Below are 25,336 nucleotides of genomic sequence, written 5' to 3'. Positions count from 1 at the left end.
TATTTGGAAAAGGGCTGAATGATTGGTGTTAAGCCCCGTTTGGCAAGCAATCTACTCAAAAAGTGCCGAAAGGAAAAATAGTATTGAGTGATGAGATTTGAGAGGTGAGAGCAGGGTTGTGCTGGGCACTGGTAAGTTTTGAGTCTCTGACTCCATTGTGCTGTTCCAATAATTTTTGTATCCTTTAAGGGAAAAAAGCTGCTCCTTCCCGGGAGCAGCTTTACCTGTTTTCTATTGGTAGAAAAGCGTTATTCCACTCTTCCTTCGATGATTTCTTCCACTACGGCAGGGTCCAATAGTGTCGAAGTATCGCCCATATTGTCAAAGCTTCCTTCTGCTACTTTTCGGAGGATTCGACGCATGATCTTTCCTGATCTGGTTTTTGGCAGGCCTGGCACAATCTGGATTTTATCCGGCTTGGCGATCGGGCCGATGCTCTTGGTAATGGTATCTTTGATTTCCCCGATGAGGTTTTCTTCGGTCCTGTTTTTTAGATCGCAGATCACATATGCGTAGATTCCCTGTCCTTTGACCTCATGCGGATAACCTACTACGGCCGATTCGATCACTTTCGGGTGCTCGTTTATGGCATTTTCGATTTCGGCGGTGCCCATTCGGTGGCCGGAAACATTGATCACATCATCTACACGGCCAAGGATACGGTAATATCCATCATGGTCACGCTTTACTCCATCACCGGTAAAATACATCCCTGGATAAGCGGAGAAGTAAGTCTGCTTGCATCGGTCATGGTCGCCATAGGTCGTCCGCAGCATTCCCGGCCAAGGGAACTTAATGCAGAGGTTTCCTTCCACTGCTTTTCCCTTTAGCTCTTTACCTTCAGCATCGACAATGGCCAGCTGCACGCCCGGGAGAGGCATCGTCGCATAGGCCGGTTTATTTGGAGTGATGCCTGCAATGGGCGAAACCATGATCCCGCCCGTTTCGGTCTGCCACCAAGTATCCACAATCGGACAGCGATTTTTGCCGATATGCGTATGGTACCAGTGCCAAGCTTCTTCGTTGATCGGCTCCCCTACGGATCCCAATACTTTTAAAGAATCGAGCTTATACGGCTCAATGGGTTTGGTGCCGTGTGCTTCCAAGGCTCGAATGGCTGTTGGAGCAGTGTAAAATTGGTTGACTTGGTACTTGTCCACAATGGCCCAAAACCTCCCGGCGTCCGGGTAAGTCGGTACCCCTTCAAACATGATGGATGTGGCTCCTGCCAATAACGGGCCATAAACAATATAGGAGTGGCCAGTAATCCATCCGATATCAGCCGTACACCAATACACATCTCCTGGAGAATACTGGAACACATTTTCAAAGGTATATTTGGAATAGACCATGTAGCCCCCAGTGGTATGTACTACACCTTTTGGCTTGCCGGTAGATCCAGAGGTGTAAAGGATAAACAACATGTCTTCGCTGTCCATTACTTCTGCCTCATTGGTGTCCGGCTGGTCTTGAATGGCATCATGCCACCATATATCCCGTCCCTCGACCATATTGATATCTTGCTCCGTCCTTTGATAAACGATCACGGTTTCGACCGTTTTGGTCTTTTCCAGTGCTTCGTCCACCAAATCCTTTACGGCAATTTTCTTTGATCCCCGGAAGTTTCCATCAGAAGTAAGGACCGCTTTGGCTTCACAGTCATTGATCCTGTCTGCCAGTGCAGAGCTGGAAAAACCGGCAAAAACCACTGAGTGAACCGCACCAATTCGCGCACAGGCCAACATGGCTATGGCGGCCTCTGGAACCATCGGCATGTAGATGATAACCTTATCACCCTTGCCTACTCCCTTTGCCTTCAAGGCATTGGAAAACTTACAGACCTCATGGTAAAGCTGGCGGTAGGTGAGTGTTCTGCCCTCCTCATTAGGATCATTGGGTTCCCAAATGATGGCTGGGCGATCGCCCATGATAAAAAGGTGGCGCTCTAAAATATTTTCGGTGATATTAACCTTTCCATTGACAAACCACTTCACATCAGGACCTTCAAAATCCCATTCCAGGACTTTGTCCCATCGCTTTTTCCAGTGAAAGGAATCTGCAATCCGTGCCCAAAATTGCTCCGGCTCGGTAACGCTTTTTTGATACTCATGAAAGTAACCACTCAAGGTGTGAATTCTATCACTCATCGTCTAATTATGGTTTTAGGTTTTATTATTAATTCGATTTTGCTACACTGAACATTATTGGTATAACGAAATATTTCTGCCAACCTTTTAAATGTTTGTAGAATATTTATAAAAAGACCAGTTAAATATCCAATAAATAAGCTTTCCTAAAGCTACACAATTAATTGATGTTTTCTAGGTAAAAAAAGGAGGATTTAACCCGGTTTATCAATGTCGTTTAGTTCGTGTGTATCTGGAAATATTGGTTTAATTACTTTTCTAGTTAAATTCCAAGATGGTTTTCATCTCTTTACCTTTGTTACTTTTTTGCTTCAGGTCAAAAAAGTAACCCAAACCTGTCCGCCGGTGGTGGAAACCCCGCCGCTACGCCAAGGCGCACAGGTGTGCATCTATCGGCCTAAAATTAAAACCTACCCCTCATGCAGGCAAACTCCTCCTGTCTAAAGCCAAGCAGGCCTATCTAAAGCCAGGTAAACCTTCTTGAGCTGCCAACATTCTTTTAGGGCAGCATTTCGTCAAACAAGCCTGCCTTTTTGCCCACCGGCCTATATTTTTTTCTTTCTTTTTTCATCAATGGAAAAAAGGAAAAGGATAAAATCCACCAAGATGATCAGGTTTCCCCAGCCAAAGTCAATCAAAAAAAGGACTTTTAGGTATGTGAAAAGAAGGAAATCCCCTTAACTAAACGGCATTGATTCTGGATTTAACCCATAATGTCCCCTTAAGAAGCCCTTACCGTCCCCATCTAATTTCTTTAGGAGGTCTAAAATGCAGCATAGTAAGTTTTTAATTATTTCCTTTTCCCTGTGATTCGTTTAGGATGCTGGCGATTGTCATAAATCACGACAATCTCAATAAAATTTGGCTTAATTTTATATAAAAAACTGGTTTGTTTCGTGACTACGCAGCGATAAAGTCCTTTTATTTCTTTGGATTCCGGACAGCTTTTTGGATAGGTTAAAATGAGTTTAATCCGATAATCAAGTTTTTTAATAAAGTCACTCTTAACCTTCACTGACCATCTTCTTTCTAAGAATTCCAAAAGGTCTGTAAGGTTGTTCTTAGCCTTTCGAGATAGGACGACTTTCCTGTTCATCACCTGTGCTTAGATAGGACATCTTCATAGTCAAATTTCAATCCACTATCTAAATCATTCATCCCTTCCTTAGCTTCCCTTTTTTGATCTTCAGAAAGGTCATTCCAAAAATCATGGTCATTTGCTTTTACAAACTCTTTGAGCTTTTCTATAATACTCAAATCTTCTATCTGTGTAATATATTCTATCAAAGCATATTTTTCCGTTTTAATATCCATATTCTCCATTTATACTGTTTTTATTGCCCAACTATTTTTATTAATCTAAGTGATTTATTGCCAGTAGGTTTTATTTCTCACGGAACGCACAGAACACCCAGAATGAAATAAGGCTTTTCTGAGATTTCCATGCTTTCTGTGAGCACCTATTTAATTTTCCTGCAATTACTGGTATAATTGCGGATAATCATATATTGTAATTAACGATTAACCTTCGCTAGTGAGTTCCCAATTTTTAACTATTTTAACTCTATAAATAGTTTAATGCCCTTGTGCCTGTCCTGCGCCTCTTGGGATTCGGATGTCTTCTACCATCTCCTGCACCGCTTCAGGTGGGGCGGGTGTAACGCGTGACACGGCAAAGCTCACCAGAAAGTTCAATACCATGCCTATAGACCCAATGCCTTCGGGAGAAATCCCAAACCACCATTGATCGGCCGTAAGGTGGTCTGCTGGAATACCAAAGAGGTCTGCGCCGAACTTAAAGTAAATGATATAAGAAAGGGTAAACACCAAACCTACCAACATCCCCCAAATAGCACCTTCCTTGTTCATGCGCTTGGAGAAAATCCCCATGATGATCACCGGAAAGAATGATGCCGCAGCCAAGCCAAAAGCAAAAGCTACCACTTCAGCCACAAACCCGGGAGGATTCACCCCAAAATAACCCGCTATGATCACCGCCACTGCTGCCGCTACACGGGCGATGAGGAGTTCTTTTTTGTCCGAAATCCCAGGATTGAAATTCTTGGCCAGATCCCGGGAAACGGAAGTGGAAATCACCAGCAGCAAGCCTGCAGCCGTAGAAAGGGCCGCGGCCATCCCACCGGCCGCCACCAAGCCTACCACCCAGTTTGGCAGCTCAGCTATTTCCGGATTGGCCAGTACCATGATGTCTTTGTCGATGGTAAACTCATTCCGCTCCGGATCGGCTACATACTGCACCACTCCATCTTGGTTCTTGTCATTGATCTTGATCAGCTGTGTTTGCTGCCAGTTGTTGACCCAGTCAGGGAGGTCATCGATGGACTTTTCTGAAACAGAGTCTATGGCATTATAAATCCCAAAGGCAGAAACTGCTGGAGCCGTGGTGTAAAGAATGGCAATGAACACCAAGGCGTAGCCTGCAGAAAGCCGGGCGTCCTTTACCCGCGGAACGGTAAAAAACCGCACAATGACATGCGGAAGGCCCGCTGTCCCGACCATCAATGCCAAGGTGATGGCAAACATGTCTCCCATGGACTTCTTACCACTCGTATAAGCATGAAAACCCAAGTCTGTCAATACACCGTCCAATTTGTCCAGCAAATAGGTCCCATCCGCCACAGTTCCTCCCAAACCTAATTGTGGGATCGGGTTACTGGTCAGCTGCATGGAAATAAAAATTGCCGGCACCATAAAAGCAAAGATCAATACACAATATTGCGCTACTTGGGTGTAGGTGATTCCTTTCATCCCGCCCAAAACGGCATAGAAAAACACGATACACATCCCAATGATCACTCCCGTGTTGATGTCAACTTCCAAATACCTGGAAAAAACGATGCCTACACCACGCATTTGGCCGGCCACGTAGGTGAACGAGATAAATATGGCACAAAAAACAGCCACAACTCGTGCCTTGTTGGAGTAATATCGATCCCCTACAAAATCGGGAACGGTAAATTTTCCGAATTTTCGCAGATAAGGCGCCAGCAAAAGGGCCAAAAGCACGTAGCCTCCTGTCCAGCCCATGAGGTAAACGGATCCGTCATAGCCCATAAAGGAAATCAATCCAGCCATGGAAATAAAAGAAGCCGCCGACATCCAGTCGGCTCCAGTGGCCATGCCGTTGGCCAAGGGAGAAACGCCACCACCGGCCACGTAGAATTCTTTGGTAGAACCTGCCCGGCTCCAGATCGCAATGCCAATGTAAAGGGCAAAAGAAAGCCCTACAAGTATATAAGTCCAGGTTAAAATATCCATTGTTGAGATAGTTGTGGTTTGGGAAAGGGATAAAAATTACTCGTGCACGTCAAATTCACGGTCTAGCTTATTGAGCAGCCAGACGTACACAAAAATCAAGATCACAAAAACATAAATGGCACCTTGCTGCGCAAACCAGAAACCCAACTTAAATCCTCCAAGCTGAATTTTATTTAGAACATCTACGAGCAAAATACCGCATCCAAAGGAAACGGTAAACCAAACCGCAAGCAGGGAAAGGAGAATCTTCACATTTCGCCTCCAATAGGCTTTCATTTTTTCTTGTTGACTCATGTCAGGTAATGATTATAATGGGTTGTATCGATAAATATGCTGCTACAAATCAGAAAAGAAAACGGAGCATCAGCCAGCCAAACCGGTCAACTCTAGTTCGAACCAATTCTTTTCAGCTTATTAATTAACAACAAAAAGCTCGATAATCCAGTTGAATCCAATATATTTTTCCGCACAACCATCACACTACAGTACAATCAAGCTCCCCCATCAACAGATTGGTGTAGCACTTGCCTGCCTAGTGACGTATGGGGGATAAACCATCAAGCCAAATTTATATGAAGATATCCAAGCTAAAATCAATCGGCCTTTTCACTTTTATTTTGGTCATGATTAGCTGTTCCAAGGACTGTGAACCTCCTTTGGCGGTTTGCAACGAAACCCCTCCAACCACTGAAATCTGCCAGCTCTACTTTGAAAGGTGGTTTTTTAATAAGGATAAAAACAGGTGTGAGCTAATTGGTTATTCTGGATGTTCTCGATTGGGATTTGAAACTGAAAAGGAGTGTGAAGAATGTAAATGCCACTAACGCTTTAAACCTGAGCTCGACTTAATTTTAGTATTAAAAGCGTCATACGAACCCTTTTAAGGAGGATGTGGGTTGGAAAAGGGTGTGGCAATCCCGAAATACCGAGACTGCCACGGCTTCCACCCCTCAAATCTCCCTCTAAGCCTCGCAGTGACGGTTTAAAAATCGAACTGAGGTTTTAACAAACCGAAACCAGTTGGAGCTTTCCAATTCGCCGTGTTTTCCCTTATCTTTGGGCTGGACTAGGAAAAGAGACATGTTAAAGAAAGCGCGCTACCAAGCATTTATAGACCATTTTTCTACACATATGCCAGCAGCTGAGACGGAGCTTCAGTATGAAAATCCCTTCCAGTTGCTAATAGCAGTTATCCTCAGTGCCCAGTGTACGGACAAGCGGATCAATATGGTCACGCCAGCGCTCTTCAGGGATTTTCCGACGGCAGAGCATTTGGCAGCGGCTGATTTTGACGAGCTTTTTCCCTATATCAAATCTGTCTCCTATCCCAACAACAAAACCAAGCACCTGCTGGGCATGGCAAAGATGCTGGTGGAGGATTTTGGCAGTGAAATTCCTGACACGGTAAAAGAACTTATCAAACTTCCTGGGGTGGGTCGGAAGACTGCGAATGTCATCACCTCGGTGGTCTGGAACCAGCCCAATATGGCGGTGGATACCCATGTGTTTCGCGTTTCCAAGCGGCTTGGATTAGTACCGCAGAATGCCAAAACACCGTTGGAGGTAGAAAAACAGCTGATCAAGCATATCCCAAAAGAGCACATTCATGTGGCCCATCACTGGCTGATCCTGCATGGCCGCTATGTTTGTCTGGCCAGAAGCCCGAAATGTACCGAATGTGAGCTCACGCACTTTTGCCGGTATTTTGAGAAAAACCAAGCTAAGATAGAAGCTGAAAAAGACTTGATCCCCAAAAGGAAATAAACATGTGTGGGGTCAATTTGGTAATGAACTTTTCCCAAAATGGTGAAACCGCCATTCAACAAATGATGCAGGCCACCGCCCACCGTGGGCCGGACCATGCTGCATGGTGCCAAGTCAATGACCAGTTATTCGTGGCTGGAAACCGTCTGAAGACCGTGGACTTGGGTGATTGGTCCAATCAGCCTGTGCAAATTGACAATGGAGCATTCACGCTGGTGTGGAACGGGGCAATTTACAATGCCGATGAGCTCAGGAACCACCTTTTGCAAGCGGGAGTCGTATTCGAAAGCCGGTCTGACAGTGAGGTGCTGCTAAAATGGCTAAAGGCCTACGGAATTTCTGGAGTGAAAAGCCTGCAAGGGATGTATGCTGTCGTTTTTATTGACCAGAGCAACCAAGAAGTCATCATTGCCAGGGATCCACACGGGAAGAAGCCACTTTATTATTTCCACGAAAGCAGCCGCTGGCTCTTTTCATCTGAATCTCGCAGCATCATTGCTTCTGGATTCATCCCAAAGCGGCTGGACAATGCACAGTTTGTGCCCTACTTTTACTCCAGACACAGCTTTCCGGACAAGAGTTTCTTTGAGCAGGTCAAGCAAGTATTGCCCGGGAAAGTACTCCAGCTGGATTTTGAGGGAAATATTAAAAAAGAACAACACGTTGAAATCCAGGCACAAAGCCAAAAGCTACCTGATAAAGAAGGCTTCCGCTCTTTACTAAGCGACGCGGTATTGAAGCATTTTCATGCAGATGTGCCGGTAGGTTTGATGCTGAGTGGTGGTGCCGATAGCAGTTTGCTTTTGCAATGCTGGACACAGGAAACGGGCATCCCACTACATACATTTACGGTGAGTTTTGAGGAGAAGCACCGCAAGAAATTCCCCGATCCGGTCCATGCGCAGCAAGTTGCGGCGAAATACCGCTGTGCTCACCATGAAGTACTGGTCACGTCCAAGTTATTGCTGCAGTATTTGCCAGATTACATCGCTTCACTAGACCAGCCTATAGGGGACAGCGCGAGTTTTCTAAGCTGGATGATTGCCAAAGAGGCCAAGCCGTATGTTCGTATCCTCATTAGCGGAGCGGGGGCAGACGAGCTGTTTAGTGGGTACAACCGGCATGAAGCCTTTAGACAATATCTTCACCACAAGACCTTTGCCCTAAAAGCGGCCAAGTCTATGGGGAAGTTTCCGTTCTTTGGCAGGCATATCAAGAAATTGGCCAAGGGAATACGGGAAGATGAATCCATTACTTTTTTGAATTTCAGTTCGCTACGTTCCATTCCAGAGGAATACCTTAGTAGGTTTTTGGATTATTACCCTAAAGTCCTTTCCCCTTACAAAGCAGCCTTGGAGTGGGATCGTGGCTATTACCTGGTCAATGATGTCCTCAAAATCCATGACAATGCGCTCATGTCACACGGAATAGAAGGCCGTGCACCTTATTTGGACACGGCATTGGTCAGGCTGAGCAAATCCCTCACCGAAGAACAGCACCTCTCCCTAAGCCCAAAAGAGTGGATCAAAACCCTCTTGGCTGATAGTGGGCAAGCAAAAGTCGCTGTTCGCAAGAAAGCAGGTTTTGGTTTGCCCTTGCGGGAATGGCTGGAAGAAGACAGGGCGCTCCAGTCATTGGTGTTTGGGACGATCAAAACCTTTGCCCAAGCGCAACAAGACATTATTCCCAGAGAAATGCTTACTTTGGCACTCCGTCCAGATAAACACGTGAAACATCATTTTCTAGAAATCTGGAACCTGTATATCCTTGCTGCCTGGTGCACGTATCATCAACTATGAGAATCATCTACATCCACCAATACTTCGTCACCCCCGAAGAAGGCGGGGCGGTCCGGTCTTATCACTTGGCCAAAGGCTTGGTAGAAGCCGGTATCGATGTAGAAATGATCACCACATACAATGATAACCACTACCAGCTGAAGGAAATCGATGGCATCAAGGTCCACTATCTTCCTGTACCGTATGACAACAGCTTTGGCTTTTACCGCAGGGTATGGGCTTTCTATCAATTTGTGCGGCATGCAAAAAGATTGTTAAAGCGGCTTCAGCAAGCTGATCTGCTGTACATTACTTCCACGCCGCTGACCACGGGGCTGATAGGTTTATGGGCAAAAAAGAAACTTGGGTTATCCTACATTTTTGAAGTGCGAGACTTGTGGCCGGAAGCTCCTATTCAAGTGGGGGCCATCAAGCATAAGTGGTTAAAGAAAGTCCTGTACAAGTTGGAAAAGCATGTCTATCAGCAAGCTTCTCAAATCATTGGACTTTCCGAGGGAATCTGCGATTATATCCATGCCGTAGTTCCAGGGAAGAAGATCCATCTGATTCCCAACTTTTCGAATGTGGAATTTTTTACGCCGTCCATAGAAAAAGACCTTGCTTTTCTACGTAAAATGGGCTGGAAGCTAGATCACCTCACCTTCGCTTACACGGGTGCGGTGGGAGACGTAAATGCCGTGGATGAACTGGTCAAACTGGCTGATTTGGCTCAGCACAAGGGCAAGAATTGGCAATTTGCGATCATGGGAAAGGGTAAGCAGCTGGACACCGTCAAAGCCCAATCCCAACACCTGGGGCTGAAAAACATGCGATTTCTGCCATTTGGCGATAAAGGGCAGGTGAGGCAATTACTTGGTCATGCTGACCTGTCATTCATTTCCTTTGATCATTTACCCATCTTGCAAACCAATAGCCCCAACAAATTTTTTGACGCTATTGCAATGGGAAATGCCATCCTGATCAACCATCAGGGATGGGTTTGGAACCTTGTGGAAGAGCATGGAATTGGCTTGTTTTTCGATTATAAAGAGCCAAAGGATACCCTGCGTGAACTGGAAAAATTGGAAGGAAACCCTGAGCTGCTAGCGGACATGAAGCGACGCTCAAGGGAATTGGCCATAAGCCGGTTCTCTTCATCCGTTGCGGTCCAAAAGCTCTTAATAACCCTTGGGGACGATTGGTCTAGGTGAGGAGACTTCAACAGAAATTATCAATTATCAGAATCGCTTTTTTGAGGCAAATTCCGTATATTAAATTGTAAAACTGCTGATTTTTAATTGCTTACAAATCCCTTAAGGCTCCTTTACCATGAAAAACGTCCGGTTCATTTGGTTTTTCTTGCTAATGCTTTTGGCTAGCTGCGCACCTCGACACCAGGAAAAGGAAACGTTTTCTACAGAACTGGGTGCAGAGAAGATGCAGGCTTTGTCCATGCTCATCGATTCGTATGGACGATTTGTGGAGGCGCGCTATGCTGATTTTTCTGGCCAAAGAGAAAAGACGAGACAGTTTATCGAGGACGTGTTCCGTCAGCGTCCCATAACCGCCATCAAAAGAATGCCTGGAATCAGCGAAACGCTCAACGCTATGGAAAGCTCAGGCCTGCGAAAGGATATTTATATCTATGATCATGAAGTGGATAACTATCCCAAATACCCTGTAAAACAGCTTATGCCCGCAAATTTTCCGGATTATTCCCTGAGTAGTCGTCAGGTGAAATCAGGGCCGCTCGCCTCCAGTGCCATATTTTTAGCATCTTCCAAGGATGTCCTCCACCCAAACACGACACTTACATTTAACAAGGATGGACTCTTTATGTATGCTTTGGCCATCGCCAAGCAAGATGATGGCGCTTATATGAACTATGTGAAGTTGCGCTACAAAACCTCGGATATCCATCCTTATTTTTCTGCAGCACCGTTTTTGGACAATCAGCAAAACAAGGCTCCATTATGGTTTGAAGAGCTTTCCATCATCATTGATATCTATTACAAATTGCTCCTGACAGATGAAAAGACACTTGAGGGTGGGCTGATGAGTCACCTAAATTTCCATCCAGTCTTAATGAATTCGCTATTGCTATGTGAGGAAAATTCCCTTTGAAAAGTCCAAGATAAAGTGCGGGTGGTAGGGATGAAAGTCGTTTTTAAATGAATCGGGTTCTCTACACAGAAAAGCGTTTTCAATTGCCCTGAGGTAGTACATTTCCGTTGCCTGAAAGAAATTTACGGGGCAGGGAGCTAATTTCGGAGAAGTATTGTTTTGAAGATGGAATTTTAAAAACAATTGTAAATTCGATCCAAGAAATAAACTCAATCGATCATGCTAAACTGGTCAGACGTCATTCATTTTGCAAACAATGGCAGCCCAACACCCCAAAAAAAGGTGACAAAAAGTGAGGAGGAATGGAAAAGCCTCCTTACTCCGGAGCAATATAAAATCACCCGTCTAAAGGGCACTGAGAGGGCACATAGTTCAGAGATGTGTAGTCTTTTTGAGCCTGGAAAATACGCTTGTATTTGCTGTGACACCCTGCTTTTTGATGCCGGGAAAAAATTCGAAAGTGGTACAGGATGGCCTTCTTTCACACAGCCCGCTGAGAAAAGTGCTGTGGCCTACCACAAGGATGTAGGGTTTGGCATGGTCCGGGTAGAAATCACTTGCAATACCTGTGATGCACACTTGGGGCATGTGTTTCCCGATGGCCCCGAACCCAGTGGACTCCGGTATTGTGTCAATGCCGTTTCCCTAAAAAAGGTCTCATAATCTAGTAATGGGCGGGTAGTATGTTGCAGCAAATTGGCTTTGGAGGAGGCTGTCATTGGTGTACTGAAGCAGTGTTTCAGCATTTGAAAGGAGTCCACTTAGTGAAGCAAGGCTGGATCGCCAATCGTGCCGAACAGGCCACTTTCTCGGAAGCGGTATTGGTAGATTATGATCCTGCTATCATACCATTGTCTGTATTGGTTGAGGCTCATTTGATCACGCACAGTAGTACATCATTGCATGGAATGCGAAAGAAATACCGCTCTGCTGTTTATGTTTTGGACTCCTGTCAAAAAATGTCAGTCAGGGAAATAATCAAACACCTGCAGCCCAAGTTTGACAAACCACTTATCGTCCAAACGCTTGACTTTGGAGGATTCAGAGATAATGAGGAACATTTTAAAAATTACTATCTGAACAAGCCAGAAGCTCCATTTTGCGGACAATATATTCAGCCCAAGCTGGCATTGCTTCAGGAGCGACTTGGTGAATATTTCAGCCCACCTTTATAGTTTGGTATATTCATCATACTTTGTGCCGTGTAGCGCTAACCTTGCCTCTCCCGGGATTTCATCATTGCATAAATGCGGCATCTTTTCCGTTTGATCTTGTATGTGGTCTCTAGCTTAATGGGATGCTTATTATCCTTCGTAGCGATAGCCGTATTGGTCCACAACAGCTTTAAATTCAGTTTTCCCCTCTTCAGTCATATAAGGAATCACCAGTTCCCAAATATGTCGAGCCATTTCTCCCTCTGATTTTCCCTTTTGATGGCTTAGTACCTCTCGCTGAGCAAGCCAAAATGTGATGATGATGCGTAGAGTCCTCTTTAGCCTTTCAGCAACGGTGTTTATGGTGTCCTGCACAAAGCCTTGCTTCTTAAACCGTTCAAAGTATTCGGCCATCTGTTTGTTTCTTAATTCGATCGTTTCCTTCAATAGCTTGCTTACTTCCGGATAGGATCGTGAGATTTCTAAAACGTCCTGGTTAAAAAAACGATATTTATACTGAAAGGCTTCTAAATGAAGCAGCAGCATATGGAAGTCCGTAAACGATGAAGAAGATCCGGACACTTTTTCATAGGAAGCGCTCATTTCTTCCCTCATCTGCTTATAAATGGCAAGAAGGATGGCTTCACGATTTTTATAATGGTAATCAAGATTGCCATGGCTAATCCCTAATTCCGCCGCAATATGTCGGCTCGTAATATTGTGGGCACCATATTCATTGTAGAGGCGGATGGCTTCATTGATAATTCGCTGCTTTGTGGAGATTTTTTTCTTCTTTTCCATAACTTTAAAACTAACACAGGATGGGTTTGTTGTCGTCACGTTAAATATTACTAAAAACGAACTAGACCACCAATTTTTTACTTTTTTACCGTGTTATTTACTTTTTTTGTTTGATGATTTCTGCTCTAAAATGGTGTGATCTTATGTGCCTTTTCTATTGATTTGTGCTATTGAATTGGCAAAATGATTTCAGTCCACGAACAAGACTTTTAGAACGTTTGAGGGGTTATCTTAAGCTTAATGTAACTTCTTTTTATATTTTTAAATAATCGTTTATTTAATAAAGAGAGCAAAATAGTTTAAGCTCATACCCATAACTCTAATGTTTAGGCTATCAGGAGCTTATATCTATTTTGTGTGGTTTTATGGATTAGGGGGCTGATTTTTATTTGACCCCTAAAATAAAGCCAATTTTAAAAATATAAAACCGAAACATTATTTAAATTTTTAGAACTATCGCCCTAATGATGCTATCTAATCTTAGATTTTGGCTATTTTTTTGTGCTTCTTCAGTTGATAGCATGCTAGGAATAACAAAAGAGTCTTTATTGAAGATTTGTAAATAACTGTTAGTCAGTATTTTAAATATTAAATGATAAGAGCGATATCATTTAGTTGCAACATTGCTCTTGAATATAAAAGAAATCAACAATCATTTATGGCCTTGCTTAATAAATTGGTTTAACGCCTTGTTTAATTTGTAAATTCTTTCATGATCGTCCCCATCTAATTCATCTAGCTTCACCGTGTGTTTTTCTGAGGGATCGTTTTTCAAATGGTATATTTCCCCACTTTGATATAGTTTCCAGTCTTGGTCATGGATGAATACGGACTTTTTAAAATTGCCCCAATGTTTATCCAAAGTTTATACTATTTTATTGGTTTGATTTGACGTTGTGTTTTTGCCAATTTACCGAAATAGCACATAATCAAACCAAAAATACTCCCTCAGCTTATCGCTTTTTCTTCCGGGATAAGGCATAATACGAAGTCTTTGATGTCTTCAATCTTTTCCAATAGTCTTACATTCTTGGGGAGCTCCACCGGTGTTCTCAAAATCTGATATCCGGAAACAATCAACTCACTTTTTCCAAAAATACCACCTAACTCGTTCAGATAAGCTTGCAAATTGCCAGCATCTGGTGAAGTGGTGATGACAGTGATCAAAAATTCCGGTTGATGATAATTGTACACCTCAATCAGGTCATCTTTTGGGGTGCTTTGGCCCAGATAGATCACCTTATGACCTTCGCGTTTGATGAGGTAAGAAGCAAATAACAAGGATATTTCATGCAATTCCCCTTCAGGAAGAAAAAGTAAAAATTTCTTTCCACCACCTTGATAGACAAAATTGTCGATTGCTACGATAAGCTTTTGGCGAATCAGATTACTGATAAAGTGCTCTTGAGCTGGGCTAATGCTGCCTATCTGCCAAAGTAATCCGATTTTGGCCAAAAAAGGATAGATTACTCGGAGCATCGTCTCATCAAAACCAATCCTTCGCTGGTTGATGGACAAGACCCTGTCAAAGCTTTCTTCGTCTATCTCAATCATGGAAACGGTCAATGCATGAATCTGATCCTCGTACGCAAGCACTCCTTCGGTGAGCGAGATCACCTTGTCCCGAATGTTGGCCGGGGACATCTCTACGATTTTCGAAATCTTAAAGCCATTGTTGTTGAGCAGTGCAACGTTTAGAATCAACTTAAGATCTGCATCATCATAGTATCGGATATTGGTATCTGTGCGTTTTGGTCGGACCAAATTGTACCGTTGTTCCCAAATTCTTAGTGTATGGGCTTTGATGCCTGACAAGTGCTCCAAGTCTTTGATAGAATAGCTGCTCATTTCCTCCCTGCTTTGAAGTATTTAAATGGCACAAAGAACAACCCGTAGGCCTCTGAACCTTTTTTCTTGTTGTTTGCGTGATGGGCTTGGTGTGCCCTCACGAAGCCTCTCCAAAAACCATTTTCAGGTCTTTTGAGCCACTTTACCCTTCGGTGGATAATGACATCATGAAAGAAAAAATAACACATTCCATAAACACTTATTCCTACCCCAAGCCAAAATCGATAGTCCAACTCCCCATAGCCCACTATCATCAAGGCGATTGCAATTCCTCCAAACAGGGTGGAAAAAACATCATTCTTCTCAAACGGGCCTTTTGTCGCTGTATGGTGGGTTTTATGAATATTCCAAAAGATCCCGTGCATCAGAAATTTGTGGATGGCCCATCCAGCCAATTCCATTAACACAAAACCGATGACCACGAACATTACTGCTTCCAACATGTTTCAATAACTTTTTACGGAGTCCAATTGTTTGAGTACTTTGAGGAAATAATCAAGCCAACGTTCCTTTTATGGCTTTTCCACTTACCAAACCAACTGAAATAGCTATTTTTGTAGCTGGCAAATTAAGACAAAATTACATATTTTGTTTAACAAATTTACCAATAAAGATAAACAAAATTAGCAATGATTTTATACAATGTTACGGTTAACATCGATCAGAAAGTGGAAAAGGAATGGATCAAGTGGATGAAGGACGAGCATATTCCAGCTGTAATGGCCACTGGAATATTTGTGGAAAATAAGTTCTTCCGATTGATGCACGATAATGAAGATGGAGGGGTGAATTATTCGGTACAATACTTCGCTGATTCTATGGAAAAAATAAAGGAATATCAGGAAAAGCATGCAAAAGACCTGCAAGAGAAATTCAGGCACCGTTTTCAGGATCGTTATGCGATCTTCAGGTCATTGCTAGAGCAGGTATAAACTCCCGAAAATTATTCGGTCTTATTTTATTCATCAAATCCCTCTCAGCCCCATTCGCGTCGGGATGGCTAAGAGGGATTCTTTTTGCAATGAAGAGATAAGCCAAAAGACGCATCGGATTACACGTAGGTTTAGGTTTGATGATACTAGTACGTTTTTTAAGGCTTACTTCCCTAGCCGTTCTTTGATCTCTTCAGACTGCAGGTGACAGTTATACCATCCGCCTTCTATTTCAGCATCATATTTTTTGTAGAAATTTATTGCAGGGTCGTTCCAGTCCAGCACTTGCCACATCATACCGGTACAATTTTCCTCAATGGATTTTTTCATTACCCGCTCAAAAAGCAACTTGCCTGCACCCTTTCCACGTTCTTTCTCCGTCACGATGTAATCTTCCAAATAAAGTCGTTTGCCCTTCCAGGTGCTGTATCTGTAATAGTAGATCGCCGTACCGATGATCTCTTGGCTGCTGTCCTTGATCAACACAAAAAATCCGAAAACGGGATTTTGACCAAAGCCATCTTTTTCCATCATCGCTATGGTGTTGGTCACTTGTTCTGGAGCTTTTTCATAAATTGCCAGTTCTTCGACCAATTCAAAGATTCTTGGCAAGTCCTCTTTTTTTCCTTCTCTGATAGTGTACATGATTCGAAATTAGAAAATTTTCGAAAAAGAACTAAGGACTCATTTCATTTTGGGTATTACAGGTGCTAGATTTAAATAGAAATGTCTATCAATAAATATCATACCTATGTTTTTGTCCATTGATGCAGGTAATTCGAATATCGTTTTTGGCTTTTTCGACGCTAAAGAGCAAAAGTGGGATCCCGTTCTCCGCATGGAGACCCAGCGGGGAATGGAGTTTAACTACCTGAAGAAAAACATGAGCCTGTTCTTTTTGGAGTCTTCCATTTCTCCATCGGATATTTCCAGCGTCGGTATCAGCTCTGTCGTGCCTGAGATCAATGAAAACCTAAGAAAGGCGGTTAGGGCCTATCTCCATCAGGATGCCTTTTTCATTACAGAAAGGAGCTATAAGCCCATGGCTGTTACTACTAAAAAGCCGGCGGAAATGGGCACAGACCTGATGGCAAATGCCGTGGCAGCGTATGATTACTATGGCTCAGACTGTATTGTCGTTGATTTTGGTACCGCCTTGACGTTTACGGTTATAGACCACAGTGGGGAGATTTTGGGGGTGACCATCGCGCCCGGCCTCAAGACAGCCATCAAATCCCTCTTCACAAACACTTCAAAATTACCAGAAGTCCGACTGGAACTTCCAGATTCTGCCATTGGAAAAGACACCGTCCATTCTATCCAAGCGGGCATTTTGTACGGCTATACAGGGTTGGTTCGCGGCATGTTGGAAACCATCAGAAAGGAGCTTCCGCAAGACTTTAAAGTAGTCGCTACGGGAGGTTTGTCCAAGATTCTTACTAACCTCCAAGGAGAATTTGACCTCATTGATAATAACCTTACCCTGAAAGGGATTAAACTAATCACCGAGCAAAACAACTAGTGTCAAGTCATTGCTTAAATGCCGGATAAGGCGGTAGTGGTTTTTGGACAAGATCAAGGGGCAAAAAACGCCTCTATCCGTACTAAGAAAGTCTTTTTGCAACGTAGAAGTATGCCAAAACACGCACTGGATTACACGTAGTTTTAGGTTTGACACTAGTGCTTTACTGTACAGAGAACTCACATCCAAATATATTATGATTCATGTCCTGTAGGTTATCTTTACGCAGATGTTACCATGATAAAATGCCTCCCACTTCCGGATCGAGCGGAAAAGTTGGGGGCTGCCAATTTTCTTAATGGCTAAACCACCGATAAAAAAAATCCACAAAGGTATTATGTTTGAAAAGTGCATATTGGGCCTGAATTGAAACCGCTTTCAATGCCGTTTAGTTAAGGCTATTTCCCTGTTTTCACCTGCCAGGAGTTTCTTTTCTATTTGGCTTTAACTGAATGGCTTTGGCCATTTTGGTGGGAACCTTTTACTTTTTTCCTCCGAAAGCCTTCGGGGCAGGCTATTGATGAAAAAGAAAGAAAACCATGCCTTCCGGCAGGCAGAAAATCCAGGCCGGTGGTCTGCCCTTTAAAATGGGACATGGATTTCCCAGGCGACGTGGATCTGTCACCCATTTTAATTTCCACCCGATGGCTACGGTCTAAAAGCGAGTGGGTCTCGCTGTTCCACGACGCGAGCCAACTCCCCTTCTTAACGGCCTCCACCATTGGCTGGAAAATAGGCATACCAAGGGCCGTTATCAGGAAGCCATACATTTTTGGGACTTATTAACTGAATCCGCCTTGCAGGTATTGGGCGTTAAGAAATTAAATAGCGGGTGGGCAAAAAGGCAGGCTTGTTTGACGAAAGGCTGACCAAAAAGAAGGTTTACCTGGATTTAGATAGGCCTGCTTGGCTTTAGACAGGAGGAGTTTGCCTGCATGAGGGAAGGTTTTAACCCGGAATATGCATTAGCCTATCTGTTACGACCTGAAACTGCTTCAAAATCAGTCGTTTCACTTTAGTTTTCGGCATAACCGTAGCGGTGCTACGCTAATGCCTCCAAACTAACTGATTTTCTTGCAATTTCAGCTCTCACTACGATTCCTAACGCATAATCCGGGTTTAATTTTAGGCCAATAGCTGCACACCTGTGCGCCGTGGCGTAGCGGCGGGGTTTCCACCACCGGCGGACAGGTTTGGGTTTACTTTTTTGACCTGAAGCAAAAAAGTAACAAAGGTAAAGGGATGAAAACCACCTGGGAATTTAGCTAGAAAAATAACTGCCCATGGTAAATTTGCCCACCCAACGTTTCCCATTTTTGCTGCAATGACCGCCCTATTCCATACAAATTCCCGCTAAAACCTATTCGTGCGGATGGAAGAAGCCCATCGTTTTAACCCGCTTTATGTCAACATTCGTCCCGCTAGAAATATGGCTTGATCCCAACTTTCCTGCATATCTAGCGTTTGGGAATGGGCAATAAGCAAAAAAAACGGAGCTTATTGGGCTCCGTCTTTTACATTAAGTTCTATTTCTTCTCCTGTTTCGTCCAGGAATTTATACTCCGTCACTGGTAATGAAGAATCTTTGATCAGTTTTACCCATTTGAAATACTTAAAAAACCATTTGACCCTTTTCGAGATCATGCCTTGGGTAAAGTAGGCATGAAGATAAGGGTGCAAACCTATTTTTATACTTGGTAAGTTTTGGTGTACTGCAGTGTACTCAAGGTCTCTTTCCAATTTATCAGCCACCAGGATGGAGGCCTGGATTTTTCCTGTACCGTTACAAGACGGACAGGTTTCTTTGGTTACGATATTCACTTCGGGTCTTACACGTTGCCGGGTAATCTGCATTAGCCCAAATTTGGTAAGGGGCAACACTGTGTTTTTTGACCTATCATCCTTCATTGCTGTTTTCATTGCATCATAAACGGCCCTTTTGTTATCGGCCTTTTTCATGTCAATGAAGTCGATGACGATAATACCTCCCATATCACGGAGGCGAAGCTGTCTGGCAATTTCTTTGACAGCCACCAGGTTGGTTTTTAATGCTGTTGTTTCCTGGTCACTTTCTTGATTGGACTTGTTTCCGCTGTTTACATCAATGACGTGCAGCGCTTCGGTGTGTTCAATGATAAGGTAGCCACCGTGCGGTAGGCTCACCGACTGTCCAAAGAGACTCTTTATCTGCTTTTCTATTCCAAAACTTTCAAAGAGCTTAGCTTTTCCGTTGTAAAGCTTGACAATTTTTTCCTTTTCAGGGGCGATCGATCTTATATAAGACCGGATCTGATCATAGATTAATTCATCCTCTACCGTGATTGCATCGAATGATTCGTTGAGCAAGTCTCTCACAATGGAGCTCGCCATGCTCATTTCTCCTATCACCTTGTCTTTACTTTTGGCTTTCATCAGCTTCTTCATGCCATCTTCCCAAGAGTCCACCAGGTTGCGGAGGTCTTTGTCCAGTTCTGTGACGGACTGGCTCTCTGCTACTGTTCTGATGATTACCCCGAAATTATCGGGCTTGATGGAAGTGATGAGTCTGGCCAGCCTTCTTCGTTCTTCAGCTTTTCGGATCTTCTTGGATACGTTGACTGCGTTCGAAAAAGGCACCAGTACCAAATAGCGACCGGCTAGGGAGAGCTCACAGGATAGTCGTGGGCCTTTCGTAGAGATTGGCTCCTTTACAACCTGAACTAATATTTGATTGTTTTTAGAAAGGACTTGGGAAATCTTTCCCAGCTTTTCTATCTCAGGTTCTAGTTTAAACCCTTTGAGTGTAGGGTGCTCTGAGTGATTGTTCCTGATGTGTTTGGTATATTTGATCAGGCTTTTCACTTTCGGCCCCAAGTCCTGGTAATGCAGAAAAGCATCTTTTTCGTATCCGACATCAATGAATCCTGCATTTAGGCCATTGACGATCTTTCGGACCGTTCCCAGGTACATGTCCCCTACTTTAAACTGGTTGTTTTCTTCATCTGAATGAAGCTCCACCAGTCCTTTGTTCTTCAAAAGGGCTATGCGACTACCGTTTTGAGCAGAATCAATAACTAATTCCGTACTCAAATCGTGTCTCTTTTCTTATGTTAATGAACGTTTTCGTGTAAAAACTCAAAAAGAAGAAGTGTATTACTTCTTCTTATGTCTGTTTTTTCTCAGTCTTTTCTTACGCTTGTGCGTAGAGATCTTATGTCTTTTTCTTTTTTTACCGCAAGGCATAATCTTATGGATTTAAGTTTAACAATACTTTTATAGTTGTCCCAGATAATTGTCGACACTGGAGAGGATCATGGGATCTTCTGTCATGTCTTTCACTTTCTGGAACTGATTTTTTGCTTTTTTCTTTTGCTTGGATTCAAAGTAGCTCACACCAAGGTAAAACTGCCCTTGAACATTTTCAGGATAATATCCCACCAAGGTCTCAAAACGCTCCACGGCACGCTTGTACTGTCCTGACTGCATGGAGAGTACACCCATGTTGTAAAGCGCCTCTTGATTTTCCGGATCTTCTTCCAGCACCTCGCGGATCATCATGATCCCCTGCATCGGATTAGAAGAAGATACGTATGTCATGGCCACTTTTGTCTTCAGGTCCAGCCGGTCGGGGTCTGCTTCCAGCACTTGGTTAAGGTAACCTCTGGTCTTTTCGGCCAGCATGTTCATTTTTCCCTGATCCATCGCGAAACCGTATGCTTCGTAGTATGCATTACCTGCTTTTTCCATCAATGCCAAATCTGAATACTGATCAGCCCCTTTGCCTAGATAGTAGGCAGCGCTGTCGTACATTCCAGCTTTCTGGTAAAAAGAAGCCAATGAATCTGCAAAGATAGTAAAATTTTCTTTACTTTCAGCGTTTTCCAAATTGGCTATCAGGCCACTAACGGTTCCTCGCTCCGTCTCCGGAATCTGGACGTCGTGGGCTTCTGCTACAGAATCGGCCGCCGCAACATCCCCCTGGCCGATGTTTTCACTGTTTTCTTCGTTGTCAACCACCACTCGAGGGAGGGAATACAATATCCCTACAACAACAATGACCACAACGACCAGGATGATTTGCGTCTTTTTCATACAGTCTTGTCTGTTTCAGGATTAATCCTGAAAAGCTACCTCTTTTACTTTTTTACTGTTTTTGATTTTGTCGATAAACACCTTGGAAGGCTTGAAAGCCGGTACATAATGCTCATCGATTACGATAGCAGTGTTCTTGCTGATGTTTCTGGCGATCTTCTTAGCTCTCTTCTTGTTGATGAAGCTACCGAATCCCCTCACATAAATATTCTCTCCCTCAGACATGGAATCTTTTACTACTTTGAAGAATGCCTCAATGGTTTGAGTAACATCGTCCTTCTGAATTCCTGTCTTGTCCGAAATCTTGGTAATTACCTCTGCTTTAGTCACTGTATTTAAATTTTAATTTGATTAAATTGCTTAACAATCTATTAACCAACTAATTTTGGGACTGCAAATTTAAATGATGGTTTTCAATATAAAAACAAATTGACGAAAATAAGCGTCTTTTGTTCAACGAAAACTTAATCCGTAAAATTCCAAATGTTTTGACTTTCAACCATTTTCCCAAAAAGCTACTGCATTGGTACCCAGAAAATAAAAGGGATCTGCCTTGGAGAAACACCCAAAACCCATACATCATTTGGCTATCAGAAATTATTCTTCAGCAAACGCGAGTGGCACAGGGACTCCCCTACTTTAAAGAATTTGTTAAGCATTATCCGACGGTGGAGGACTTAGCCCAAGCCCCAATAGAAGATGTTCTACGGCTTTGGCAGGGACTGGGATACTATAGCCGCGCCAGAAACCTGCACCAATGTGCCAAGCAAGTAAGTGAGGAGCTTGGTGGTGACTTTCCGGACAACTACCAGGCACTCCTAAAGCTCAAAGGCATCGGACAATATACCGCCGCTGCAATTGCTTCTTTTGCCTTTAAAGAAAAAGTCGCTGTACTGGACGGCAATGTCTTTAGGGTCCTTAGCCGGTATTTTGGTATTGACACCGATATCAGCAGCCCTAAGGGCAAAAGACAATTTCAGACACTCGCCAATGAGCTCATCCCAGGGGACCAACCGGATGAGTACAATCAGGCCATCATGGAATTTGGAGCCCTCCAGTGTACACCCAAGAAGGCCAATTGCGGACATTGCCCACTGAAGGACAGCTGCTACGCATACGCCAACGGCCAAGTGGAAGCATTGCCTGTAAAGATCAAAAAAACCAAGGTGACCACGCGAGCATTCCTATACCATGAAGTCAAATGCGACAACCTCAAAATCGTAAAAACCAGGGGCCCAAAGGATATCTGGCAGGGCCTGACGGACTTCCCTTTGGTGGAATACCCGTCCCCTGAAAAGATCAATCCCGAAGAATCAAGTTTGTTTCAAGAGCTTCAGGCATTTAAGCCAATCATCAACTATCAAAGTGAAAAGACCTATAAACATATACTGTCCCATCAAAAAATTTTTTCAAACTTTGTCACGTTCAATATAGCACCTGACAAATGCGATGAAGTGAAAATATGGGCCGACTCCAAGGGCTACCGGTTATGCGATGACGAAGAGCTGGAGGCCTTGGGGAAACCACAACTGATCGTGCGCTATTTGAACGATCAAAAATAATCCTTAATTTAGATAAACGCTCTGAACGTACCGCAGGGAAATGCGACAACAATCGGATACCTTGCGCCGTTCAATTTCAAAATAAAATTTTAAATTCGGAATACAACAGTAAATTATGGCCGGTGTAAACAAAGTAATATTAGTTGGCAACTTAGGTAGAGACCCTGAAGTGAAGCATTTGGAAAGTGGCAGTGTGGTGGCCAACGTGACACTAGCAACAACAGAAGCCTACAAAGACCGAAGTGGAAACCGGGTGGAAAACACCGAGTGGCATGACCTCGAAATGTGGGATGGCCAAGCCAAAGTGGCCGAGCAATACCTCAGAAAGGGCAGTCAGATTTTCGTAGAAGGAAAAATCAAATCGGATACCTGGCAAGATGAACAGGGGAATAACCGTAAAAAAGTCAGGATCCGTGTGCTGAGCTTCACGATGTTGGGCTCTAGAAATGCAGAGGGAGGCGCTCCAGGCGGCAGTTCCAGCAATGCTGGCCAGTCCCAGCCCGCTCCCAATAAGGCACAACCTGCTGCCTCTATGCCGTCCTCAGGAGGGAATATCGATGACGTAGAAGATGATCTGCCATTCTAATACAGTCAGTATGAGATTTGTAATGGATAAATCATTATTTTTGCCAATCAACATTTGAATCATTTAATGGACGATCCATACCCGAGTATTTTATTGCTGGCTGAAATCAACCAGGTTTCGGCCGGCTATATCATTACCAACAGCCTTATTTTTCTTTTTCTGTTATTGGGATCTGCACTGATCTCCGGTTCAGAAGTGGCTTACTTTTCACTTTCCCACGACGACCTCAATTTGCTCAATACAGAATCAGATGAAAAATCTGCTTTGGTTATTCGCCTTATAGAAGCTCCGCAGCGGCTTTTAAGCACCATTTTGATCTTGAACAACATGATCAATATCGGTATTGTGACCCTGACGACATTCTTTACCCTGAGCCTATTCGGGGCGAATGCTACTGGGATCATTGTAGTCTTGGTGCAGACGGTCGGCATCACCTTTGCCATTGTGTTTTTCGGAGAGATCGTCCCAAAGGTATATGCCAATAATGCCCGTGTGGCCTTCAGCAAGCTGATGGCCAAGACGCTTAACTTCTTTTCCATCATGCTGGCTCCGCTCTCCTCTTTCTTGATGACCATCAGTAACGTCATCGAGCGAAGGATCGAACGCAAGGGGTACACGCTCTCCGTCAATGAACTCCACCAGGCATTGGAAATCACCGCTGAAAACTCCACAGAAGGGGAGAAGGACATCTTTAAAGGTATAGTGAATTTCGGCACCCTTTCCGTAAAGCAGGTGATGTGCTCCCGGATGGACATCACCGCCGTGGATGTGGAAATGGATTTTCATGAGCTGATGGACAAGATCAACAAAAGTGGTTATTCCAGGATTCCAGTGTACCGGGAGACTATCGACAATATCGAAGGTATTCTCTACATCAAGGACCTCTTGACCCATATCGAGAAAGAAGAAGATTTTCAGTGGCAGACCCTGACGCGTAAAGGTTTTTTCGTTCCCGAGAACAAAAAAGTCGATGCTCTGCTCAAGGACTTCCAAAACAAACGCGTGCACATGGCCATCGTAGTGGACGAGTACGGAGGTACTTCCGGCCTCGTGACCTTGGAAGACCTGATCGAGGAAATCATCGGTGAGATCAACGATGAATTTGATGATGAAGACGACATGTTCTATAAGCAAATCGATGACAGCACCTATGTTTTTGAAGGAAAGGTTTCCCTAAACGACTTCTGCAAAAAGCTGGAATTGGATTCGCAGGTATTCGACGAAGTTAAAGGAGACAGTGAATCGCTGGGCGGACTCCTGCTGGAGCTGAACGCCAAATTCCCCAACACCGGCACCAAGATCACATTTGAATATTTTACCTTCACCATTATGGCGGTGGATGCCCGTCGGATCAAAAAGGTAAAAGTGCACCTAGAGCGTGAAGAGGCAAAGGACGCCGCACATAATGAAGATTAAATGGTCATATAATGCGTAAATCCTTGATTTTATGCTATTTTGAATATTTCTAAATAACGTACAAATAGCCGAAACCCTACATCTTTGCTCCGTTGATCTGGTACAAATCAATACAATTTGGTTTTTTTTACATTTTCGGCAATAATTTCTTTGTTATGACCTTAGCCCCTAAATTTTTCAAAAAAATTCAATTTTGATCAAAAAAACTGGAAATTCGATTTTTCGAACCAAAATTTAATTGTTTTACATTTTTTTTAAAGAAAACAGGAAAAAAAGAAACCTATTTCAACGAGTTTTACAAAAAATTATAAATACTAAACGCTTATCACCTCCAAATTTCCATTTTAATAAT

Annotated in this window: 25 protein-coding genes; 12 read left to right on the top strand and 13 right to left on the bottom strand. The window is 43.5% G+C overall.

The window, feature by feature from the left end; genetic code table 11:
- Positions 1-248: 248 nt before the first annotated feature.
- The 5 genes from acs to FDP09_RS04300 all read right to left on the bottom strand — a co-directional run bounded on the left by acs (position 249) and on the right by FDP09_RS04300 (position 5,720).
- Positions 249-2,147 (bottom strand): acetate--CoA ligase, encoded by a 1,899-nt coding sequence (gene acs, locus FDP09_RS04320; RefSeq protein ID WP_137401477.1) that lies wholly within the window; start codon positions 2,145-2,147, stop codon positions 249-251.
- Positions 2,148-2,937: 790 nt separating this feature from the next.
- The gene (locus FDP09_RS24280) at positions 2,938-3,243 is read right to left on the bottom strand and encodes a type II toxin-antitoxin system RelE/ParE family toxin (protein ID WP_137401476.1); all 306 of its coding nucleotides are present in this window, start codon (positions 3,241-3,243) and stop codon (positions 2,938-2,940) included.
- Positions 3,243-3,470, bottom strand: a complete 228-nt coding sequence (locus FDP09_RS04310) for a hypothetical protein (RefSeq protein WP_137401475.1) — start codon at positions 3,468-3,470, stop codon at positions 3,243-3,245. Before FDP09_RS04310 ends, FDP09_RS24280 begins: the two co-directional genes overlap by 1 nt.
- A 252-nt stretch (positions 3,471-3,722) precedes the next feature.
- Entirely contained in the window at positions 3,723-5,426 is a 1,704-nt protein-coding gene (locus FDP09_RS04305; RefSeq protein WP_137401474.1) for a sodium:solute symporter family protein, read from the bottom strand.
- A gap of 36 nt (positions 5,427-5,462) precedes the next feature.
- On the bottom strand, positions 5,463-5,720 hold the full coding sequence (locus tag FDP09_RS04300; RefSeq protein WP_137401473.1) for a DUF4212 domain-containing protein: 258 nt from the start codon (positions 5,718-5,720) through the stop codon (positions 5,463-5,465).
- 248 nt (positions 5,721-5,968) lie between these two features.
- Between FDP09_RS04300 and FDP09_RS24275 the strand changes: the two genes are divergently transcribed.
- The 7 genes from FDP09_RS24275 to FDP09_RS04265 all read left to right on the top strand — a co-directional run bounded on the left by FDP09_RS24275 (position 5,969) and on the right by FDP09_RS04265 (position 12,267).
- Positions 5,969-6,250, top strand: coding sequence for a BPTI/Kunitz domain-containing protein (locus tag FDP09_RS24275; protein WP_137401472.1), 282 nt, complete (start codon positions 5,969-5,971; stop codon positions 6,248-6,250).
- Between the two features lie 256 nt (positions 6,251-6,506).
- Complete coding sequence (gene nth, locus FDP09_RS04290; protein WP_137401471.1) at positions 6,507-7,190, top strand: endonuclease III; 684 nt, start codon at positions 6,507-6,509, stop codon at positions 7,188-7,190.
- Between the two features lie 2 nt (positions 7,191-7,192).
- On the top strand, positions 7,193-8,989 hold the full coding sequence (gene asnB / locus FDP09_RS04285; protein ID WP_137401470.1) for an asparagine synthase (glutamine-hydrolyzing): 1,797 nt from the start codon (positions 7,193-7,195) through the stop codon (positions 8,987-8,989).
- Positions 8,986-10,179 carry a glycosyltransferase family 4 protein gene (locus FDP09_RS04280; RefSeq protein WP_137401469.1) on the top strand — a complete coding sequence of 398 codons (1,194 nt, stop codon included), beginning with the start codon at positions 8,986-8,988 and terminating at the stop codon, positions 10,177-10,179. The genes asnB and FDP09_RS04280 overlap by 4 nt, the downstream gene beginning before the upstream one ends.
- Before the next feature lie 118 nt (positions 10,180-10,297).
- Complete coding sequence (locus tag FDP09_RS04275; protein WP_137401468.1) at positions 10,298-11,092, top strand: hypothetical protein; 795 nt, start codon at positions 10,298-10,300, stop codon at positions 11,090-11,092.
- Positions 11,093-11,311: 219 nt separating this feature from the next.
- Positions 11,312-11,755, top strand: coding sequence for a peptide-methionine (R)-S-oxide reductase MsrB (gene msrB / locus FDP09_RS04270; protein WP_137401467.1), 444 nt, complete (start codon positions 11,312-11,314; stop codon positions 11,753-11,755).
- Positions 11,756-11,775: 20 nt separating this feature from the next.
- Positions 11,776-12,267 (top strand): peptide-methionine (S)-S-oxide reductase, encoded by a 492-nt coding sequence (locus FDP09_RS04265; RefSeq protein WP_137401466.1) that lies wholly within the window; start codon positions 11,776-11,778, stop codon positions 12,265-12,267.
- 129 nt (positions 12,268-12,396) lie between these two features.
- Here the strand turns inward: FDP09_RS04265 and FDP09_RS04260 are convergent, their stop codons facing one another.
- The 3 genes from FDP09_RS04260 to FDP09_RS04250 form a co-directional block, all read right to left on the bottom strand.
- A complete protein-coding gene (locus tag FDP09_RS04260) occupies positions 12,397-13,047 on the bottom strand; it encodes a TetR/AcrR family transcriptional regulator (protein WP_137401465.1) in 651 nt (216 codons plus the stop codon).
- A gap of 948 nt (positions 13,048-13,995) precedes the next feature.
- On the bottom strand, positions 13,996-14,895 hold the full coding sequence (locus FDP09_RS04255) for a MerR family transcriptional regulator (RefSeq protein WP_137401464.1): 900 nt from the start codon (positions 14,893-14,895) through the stop codon (positions 13,996-13,998).
- Complete coding sequence (locus FDP09_RS04250; protein ID WP_137401463.1) at positions 14,892-15,338, bottom strand: sterol desaturase family protein; 447 nt, start codon at positions 15,336-15,338, stop codon at positions 14,892-14,894. Before FDP09_RS04250 ends, FDP09_RS04255 begins: the two co-directional genes overlap by 4 nt.
- A gap of 186 nt (positions 15,339-15,524) precedes the next feature.
- Between FDP09_RS04250 and FDP09_RS04245 the strand changes: the two genes are divergently transcribed.
- Positions 15,525-15,827: a DUF4286 family protein gene (locus tag FDP09_RS04245; protein WP_137401462.1), complete on the top strand. Its 303-nt coding sequence runs from the start codon at positions 15,525-15,527 to the stop codon at positions 15,825-15,827.
- A gap of 165 nt (positions 15,828-15,992) precedes the next feature.
- Here FDP09_RS04245 and FDP09_RS04240 read toward each other — a convergent pair whose 3' ends face one another.
- Positions 15,993-16,472 carry a GNAT family N-acetyltransferase gene (locus FDP09_RS04240; RefSeq protein WP_137401461.1) on the bottom strand — a complete coding sequence of 160 codons (480 nt, stop codon included), beginning with the start codon at positions 16,470-16,472 and terminating at the stop codon, positions 15,993-15,995.
- Between the two features lie 106 nt (positions 16,473-16,578).
- Between FDP09_RS04240 and FDP09_RS04235 the strand changes: the two genes are divergently transcribed.
- Positions 16,579-17,349, top strand: coding sequence for a type III pantothenate kinase (locus FDP09_RS04235; protein WP_137401460.1), 771 nt, complete (start codon positions 16,579-16,581; stop codon positions 17,347-17,349).
- Positions 17,350-17,783: 434 nt separating this feature from the next.
- On the opposite strand, the gene FDP09_RS04230 is transcribed toward FDP09_RS04235, so the two are convergent.
- The 4 genes from FDP09_RS04230 to FDP09_RS04215 form a co-directional block, all read right to left on the bottom strand.
- The gene (locus FDP09_RS04230) at positions 17,784-18,089 is read right to left on the bottom strand and encodes a hypothetical protein (protein WP_137401459.1); all 306 of its coding nucleotides are present in this window, start codon (positions 18,087-18,089) and stop codon (positions 17,784-17,786) included.
- A gap of 757 nt (positions 18,090-18,846) precedes the next feature.
- Entirely contained in the window at positions 18,847-20,418 is a 1,572-nt protein-coding gene (locus FDP09_RS04225; protein WP_137401458.1) for an Rne/Rng family ribonuclease, read from the bottom strand.
- Between the two features lie 183 nt (positions 20,419-20,601).
- Positions 20,602-21,420: a tetratricopeptide repeat protein gene (locus FDP09_RS04220; protein ID WP_137401457.1), complete on the bottom strand. Its 819-nt coding sequence runs from the start codon at positions 21,418-21,420 to the stop codon at positions 20,602-20,604.
- Between the two features lie 21 nt (positions 21,421-21,441).
- Positions 21,442-21,750, bottom strand: coding sequence for an HU family DNA-binding protein (locus FDP09_RS04215; RefSeq protein WP_112784269.1), 309 nt, complete (start codon positions 21,748-21,750; stop codon positions 21,442-21,444).
- A gap of 158 nt (positions 21,751-21,908) precedes the next feature.
- Between FDP09_RS04215 and mutY the strand changes: the two genes are divergently transcribed.
- The 3 genes from mutY to gldE all read left to right on the top strand — a co-directional run bounded on the left by mutY (position 21,909) and on the right by gldE (position 24,984).
- Positions 21,909-22,982: an A/G-specific adenine glycosylase gene (gene mutY, locus FDP09_RS04210; RefSeq protein ID WP_137401456.1), complete on the top strand. Its 1,074-nt coding sequence runs from the start codon at positions 21,909-21,911 to the stop codon at positions 22,980-22,982.
- Positions 22,983-23,097: 115 nt separating this feature from the next.
- Positions 23,098-23,568, top strand: a complete 471-nt coding sequence (locus FDP09_RS04205) for a single-stranded DNA-binding protein (protein WP_137401455.1) — start codon at positions 23,098-23,100, stop codon at positions 23,566-23,568.
- A gap of 66 nt (positions 23,569-23,634) precedes the next feature.
- A complete protein-coding gene (gene gldE / locus FDP09_RS04200; protein ID WP_137401454.1) occupies positions 23,635-24,984 on the top strand; it encodes a gliding motility-associated protein GldE in 1,350 nt (449 codons plus the stop codon).
- The last annotated feature ends 352 nt before the right edge of the window (positions 24,985-25,336 follow it).

It is taken from the genome of Echinicola rosea (assembly GCF_005281475.1).
Lineage (GTDB): Bacteria > Bacteroidota > Bacteroidia > Cytophagales > Cyclobacteriaceae > Echinicola > Echinicola rosea.
Note: the sequence above shows the minus strand (reverse complement) of the source record. Positions and strands in the feature narration are given on the sequence as shown.

Excerpts from the sequence above, each read along its gene's own strand:
- acs (WP_137401477.1), bottom strand. The coding sequence starts at position 2,147 with ATGAGTGATAGAATTCACACCTTGAGTGGTTACTTTCATGAGTATCAA.
- FDP09_RS24280 (WP_137401476.1), bottom strand. The coding sequence starts at position 3,243 with ATGAACAGGAAAGTCGTCCTATCTCGAAAGGCTAAGAACAACCTTACA.
- FDP09_RS04310 (WP_137401475.1), bottom strand. The coding sequence starts at position 3,470 with ATGGAGAATATGGATATTAAAACGGAAAAATATGCTTTGATAGAATAT.
- FDP09_RS04305 (WP_137401474.1), bottom strand. The coding sequence starts at position 5,426 with ATGGATATTTTAACCTGGACTTATATACTTGTAGGGCTTTCTTTTGCC.
- FDP09_RS04300 (WP_137401473.1), bottom strand. The coding sequence starts at position 5,720 with ATGAGTCAACAAGAAAAAATGAAAGCCTATTGGAGGCGAAATGTGAAG.
- FDP09_RS24275 (WP_137401472.1), top strand. The coding sequence starts at position 5,969 with ATGGGGGATAAACCATCAAGCCAAATTTATATGAAGATATCCAAGCTA.
- nth (WP_137401471.1), top strand. The coding sequence starts at position 6,507 with ATGTTAAAGAAAGCGCGCTACCAAGCATTTATAGACCATTTTTCTACA.
- asnB (WP_137401470.1), top strand. The coding sequence starts at position 7,193 with ATGTGTGGGGTCAATTTGGTAATGAACTTTTCCCAAAATGGTGAAACC.
- FDP09_RS04280 (WP_137401469.1), top strand. The coding sequence starts at position 8,986 with ATGAGAATCATCTACATCCACCAATACTTCGTCACCCCCGAAGAAGGC.
- FDP09_RS04275 (WP_137401468.1), top strand. The coding sequence starts at position 10,298 with ATGAAAAACGTCCGGTTCATTTGGTTTTTCTTGCTAATGCTTTTGGCT.
- msrB (WP_137401467.1), top strand. The coding sequence starts at position 11,312 with ATGCTAAACTGGTCAGACGTCATTCATTTTGCAAACAATGGCAGCCCA.
- FDP09_RS04265 (WP_137401466.1), top strand. The coding sequence starts at position 11,776 with ATGTTGCAGCAAATTGGCTTTGGAGGAGGCTGTCATTGGTGTACTGAA.
- FDP09_RS04260 (WP_137401465.1), bottom strand. The coding sequence starts at position 13,047 with ATGGAAAAGAAGAAAAAAATCTCCACAAAGCAGCGAATTATCAATGAA.
- FDP09_RS04255 (WP_137401464.1), bottom strand. The coding sequence starts at position 14,895 with ATGAGCAGCTATTCTATCAAAGACTTGGAGCACTTGTCAGGCATCAAA.
- FDP09_RS04250 (WP_137401463.1), bottom strand. The coding sequence starts at position 15,338 with ATGTTGGAAGCAGTAATGTTCGTGGTCATCGGTTTTGTGTTAATGGAA.
- FDP09_RS04245 (WP_137401462.1), top strand. The coding sequence starts at position 15,525 with ATGATTTTATACAATGTTACGGTTAACATCGATCAGAAAGTGGAAAAG.
- FDP09_RS04240 (WP_137401461.1), bottom strand. The coding sequence starts at position 16,472 with ATGTACACTATCAGAGAAGGAAAAAAAGAGGACTTGCCAAGAATCTTT.
- FDP09_RS04235 (WP_137401460.1), top strand. The coding sequence starts at position 16,579 with ATGTTTTTGTCCATTGATGCAGGTAATTCGAATATCGTTTTTGGCTTT.
- FDP09_RS04230 (WP_137401459.1), bottom strand. The coding sequence starts at position 18,089 with ATGCCTATTTTCCAGCCAATGGTGGAGGCCGTTAAGAAGGGGAGTTGG.
- FDP09_RS04220 (WP_137401457.1), bottom strand. The coding sequence starts at position 21,420 with ATGAAAAAGACGCAAATCATCCTGGTCGTTGTGGTCATTGTTGTTGTA.
- FDP09_RS04205 (WP_137401455.1), top strand. The coding sequence starts at position 23,098 with ATGGCCGGTGTAAACAAAGTAATATTAGTTGGCAACTTAGGTAGAGAC.
- gldE (WP_137401454.1), top strand. The coding sequence starts at position 23,635 with ATGGACGATCCATACCCGAGTATTTTATTGCTGGCTGAAATCAACCAG.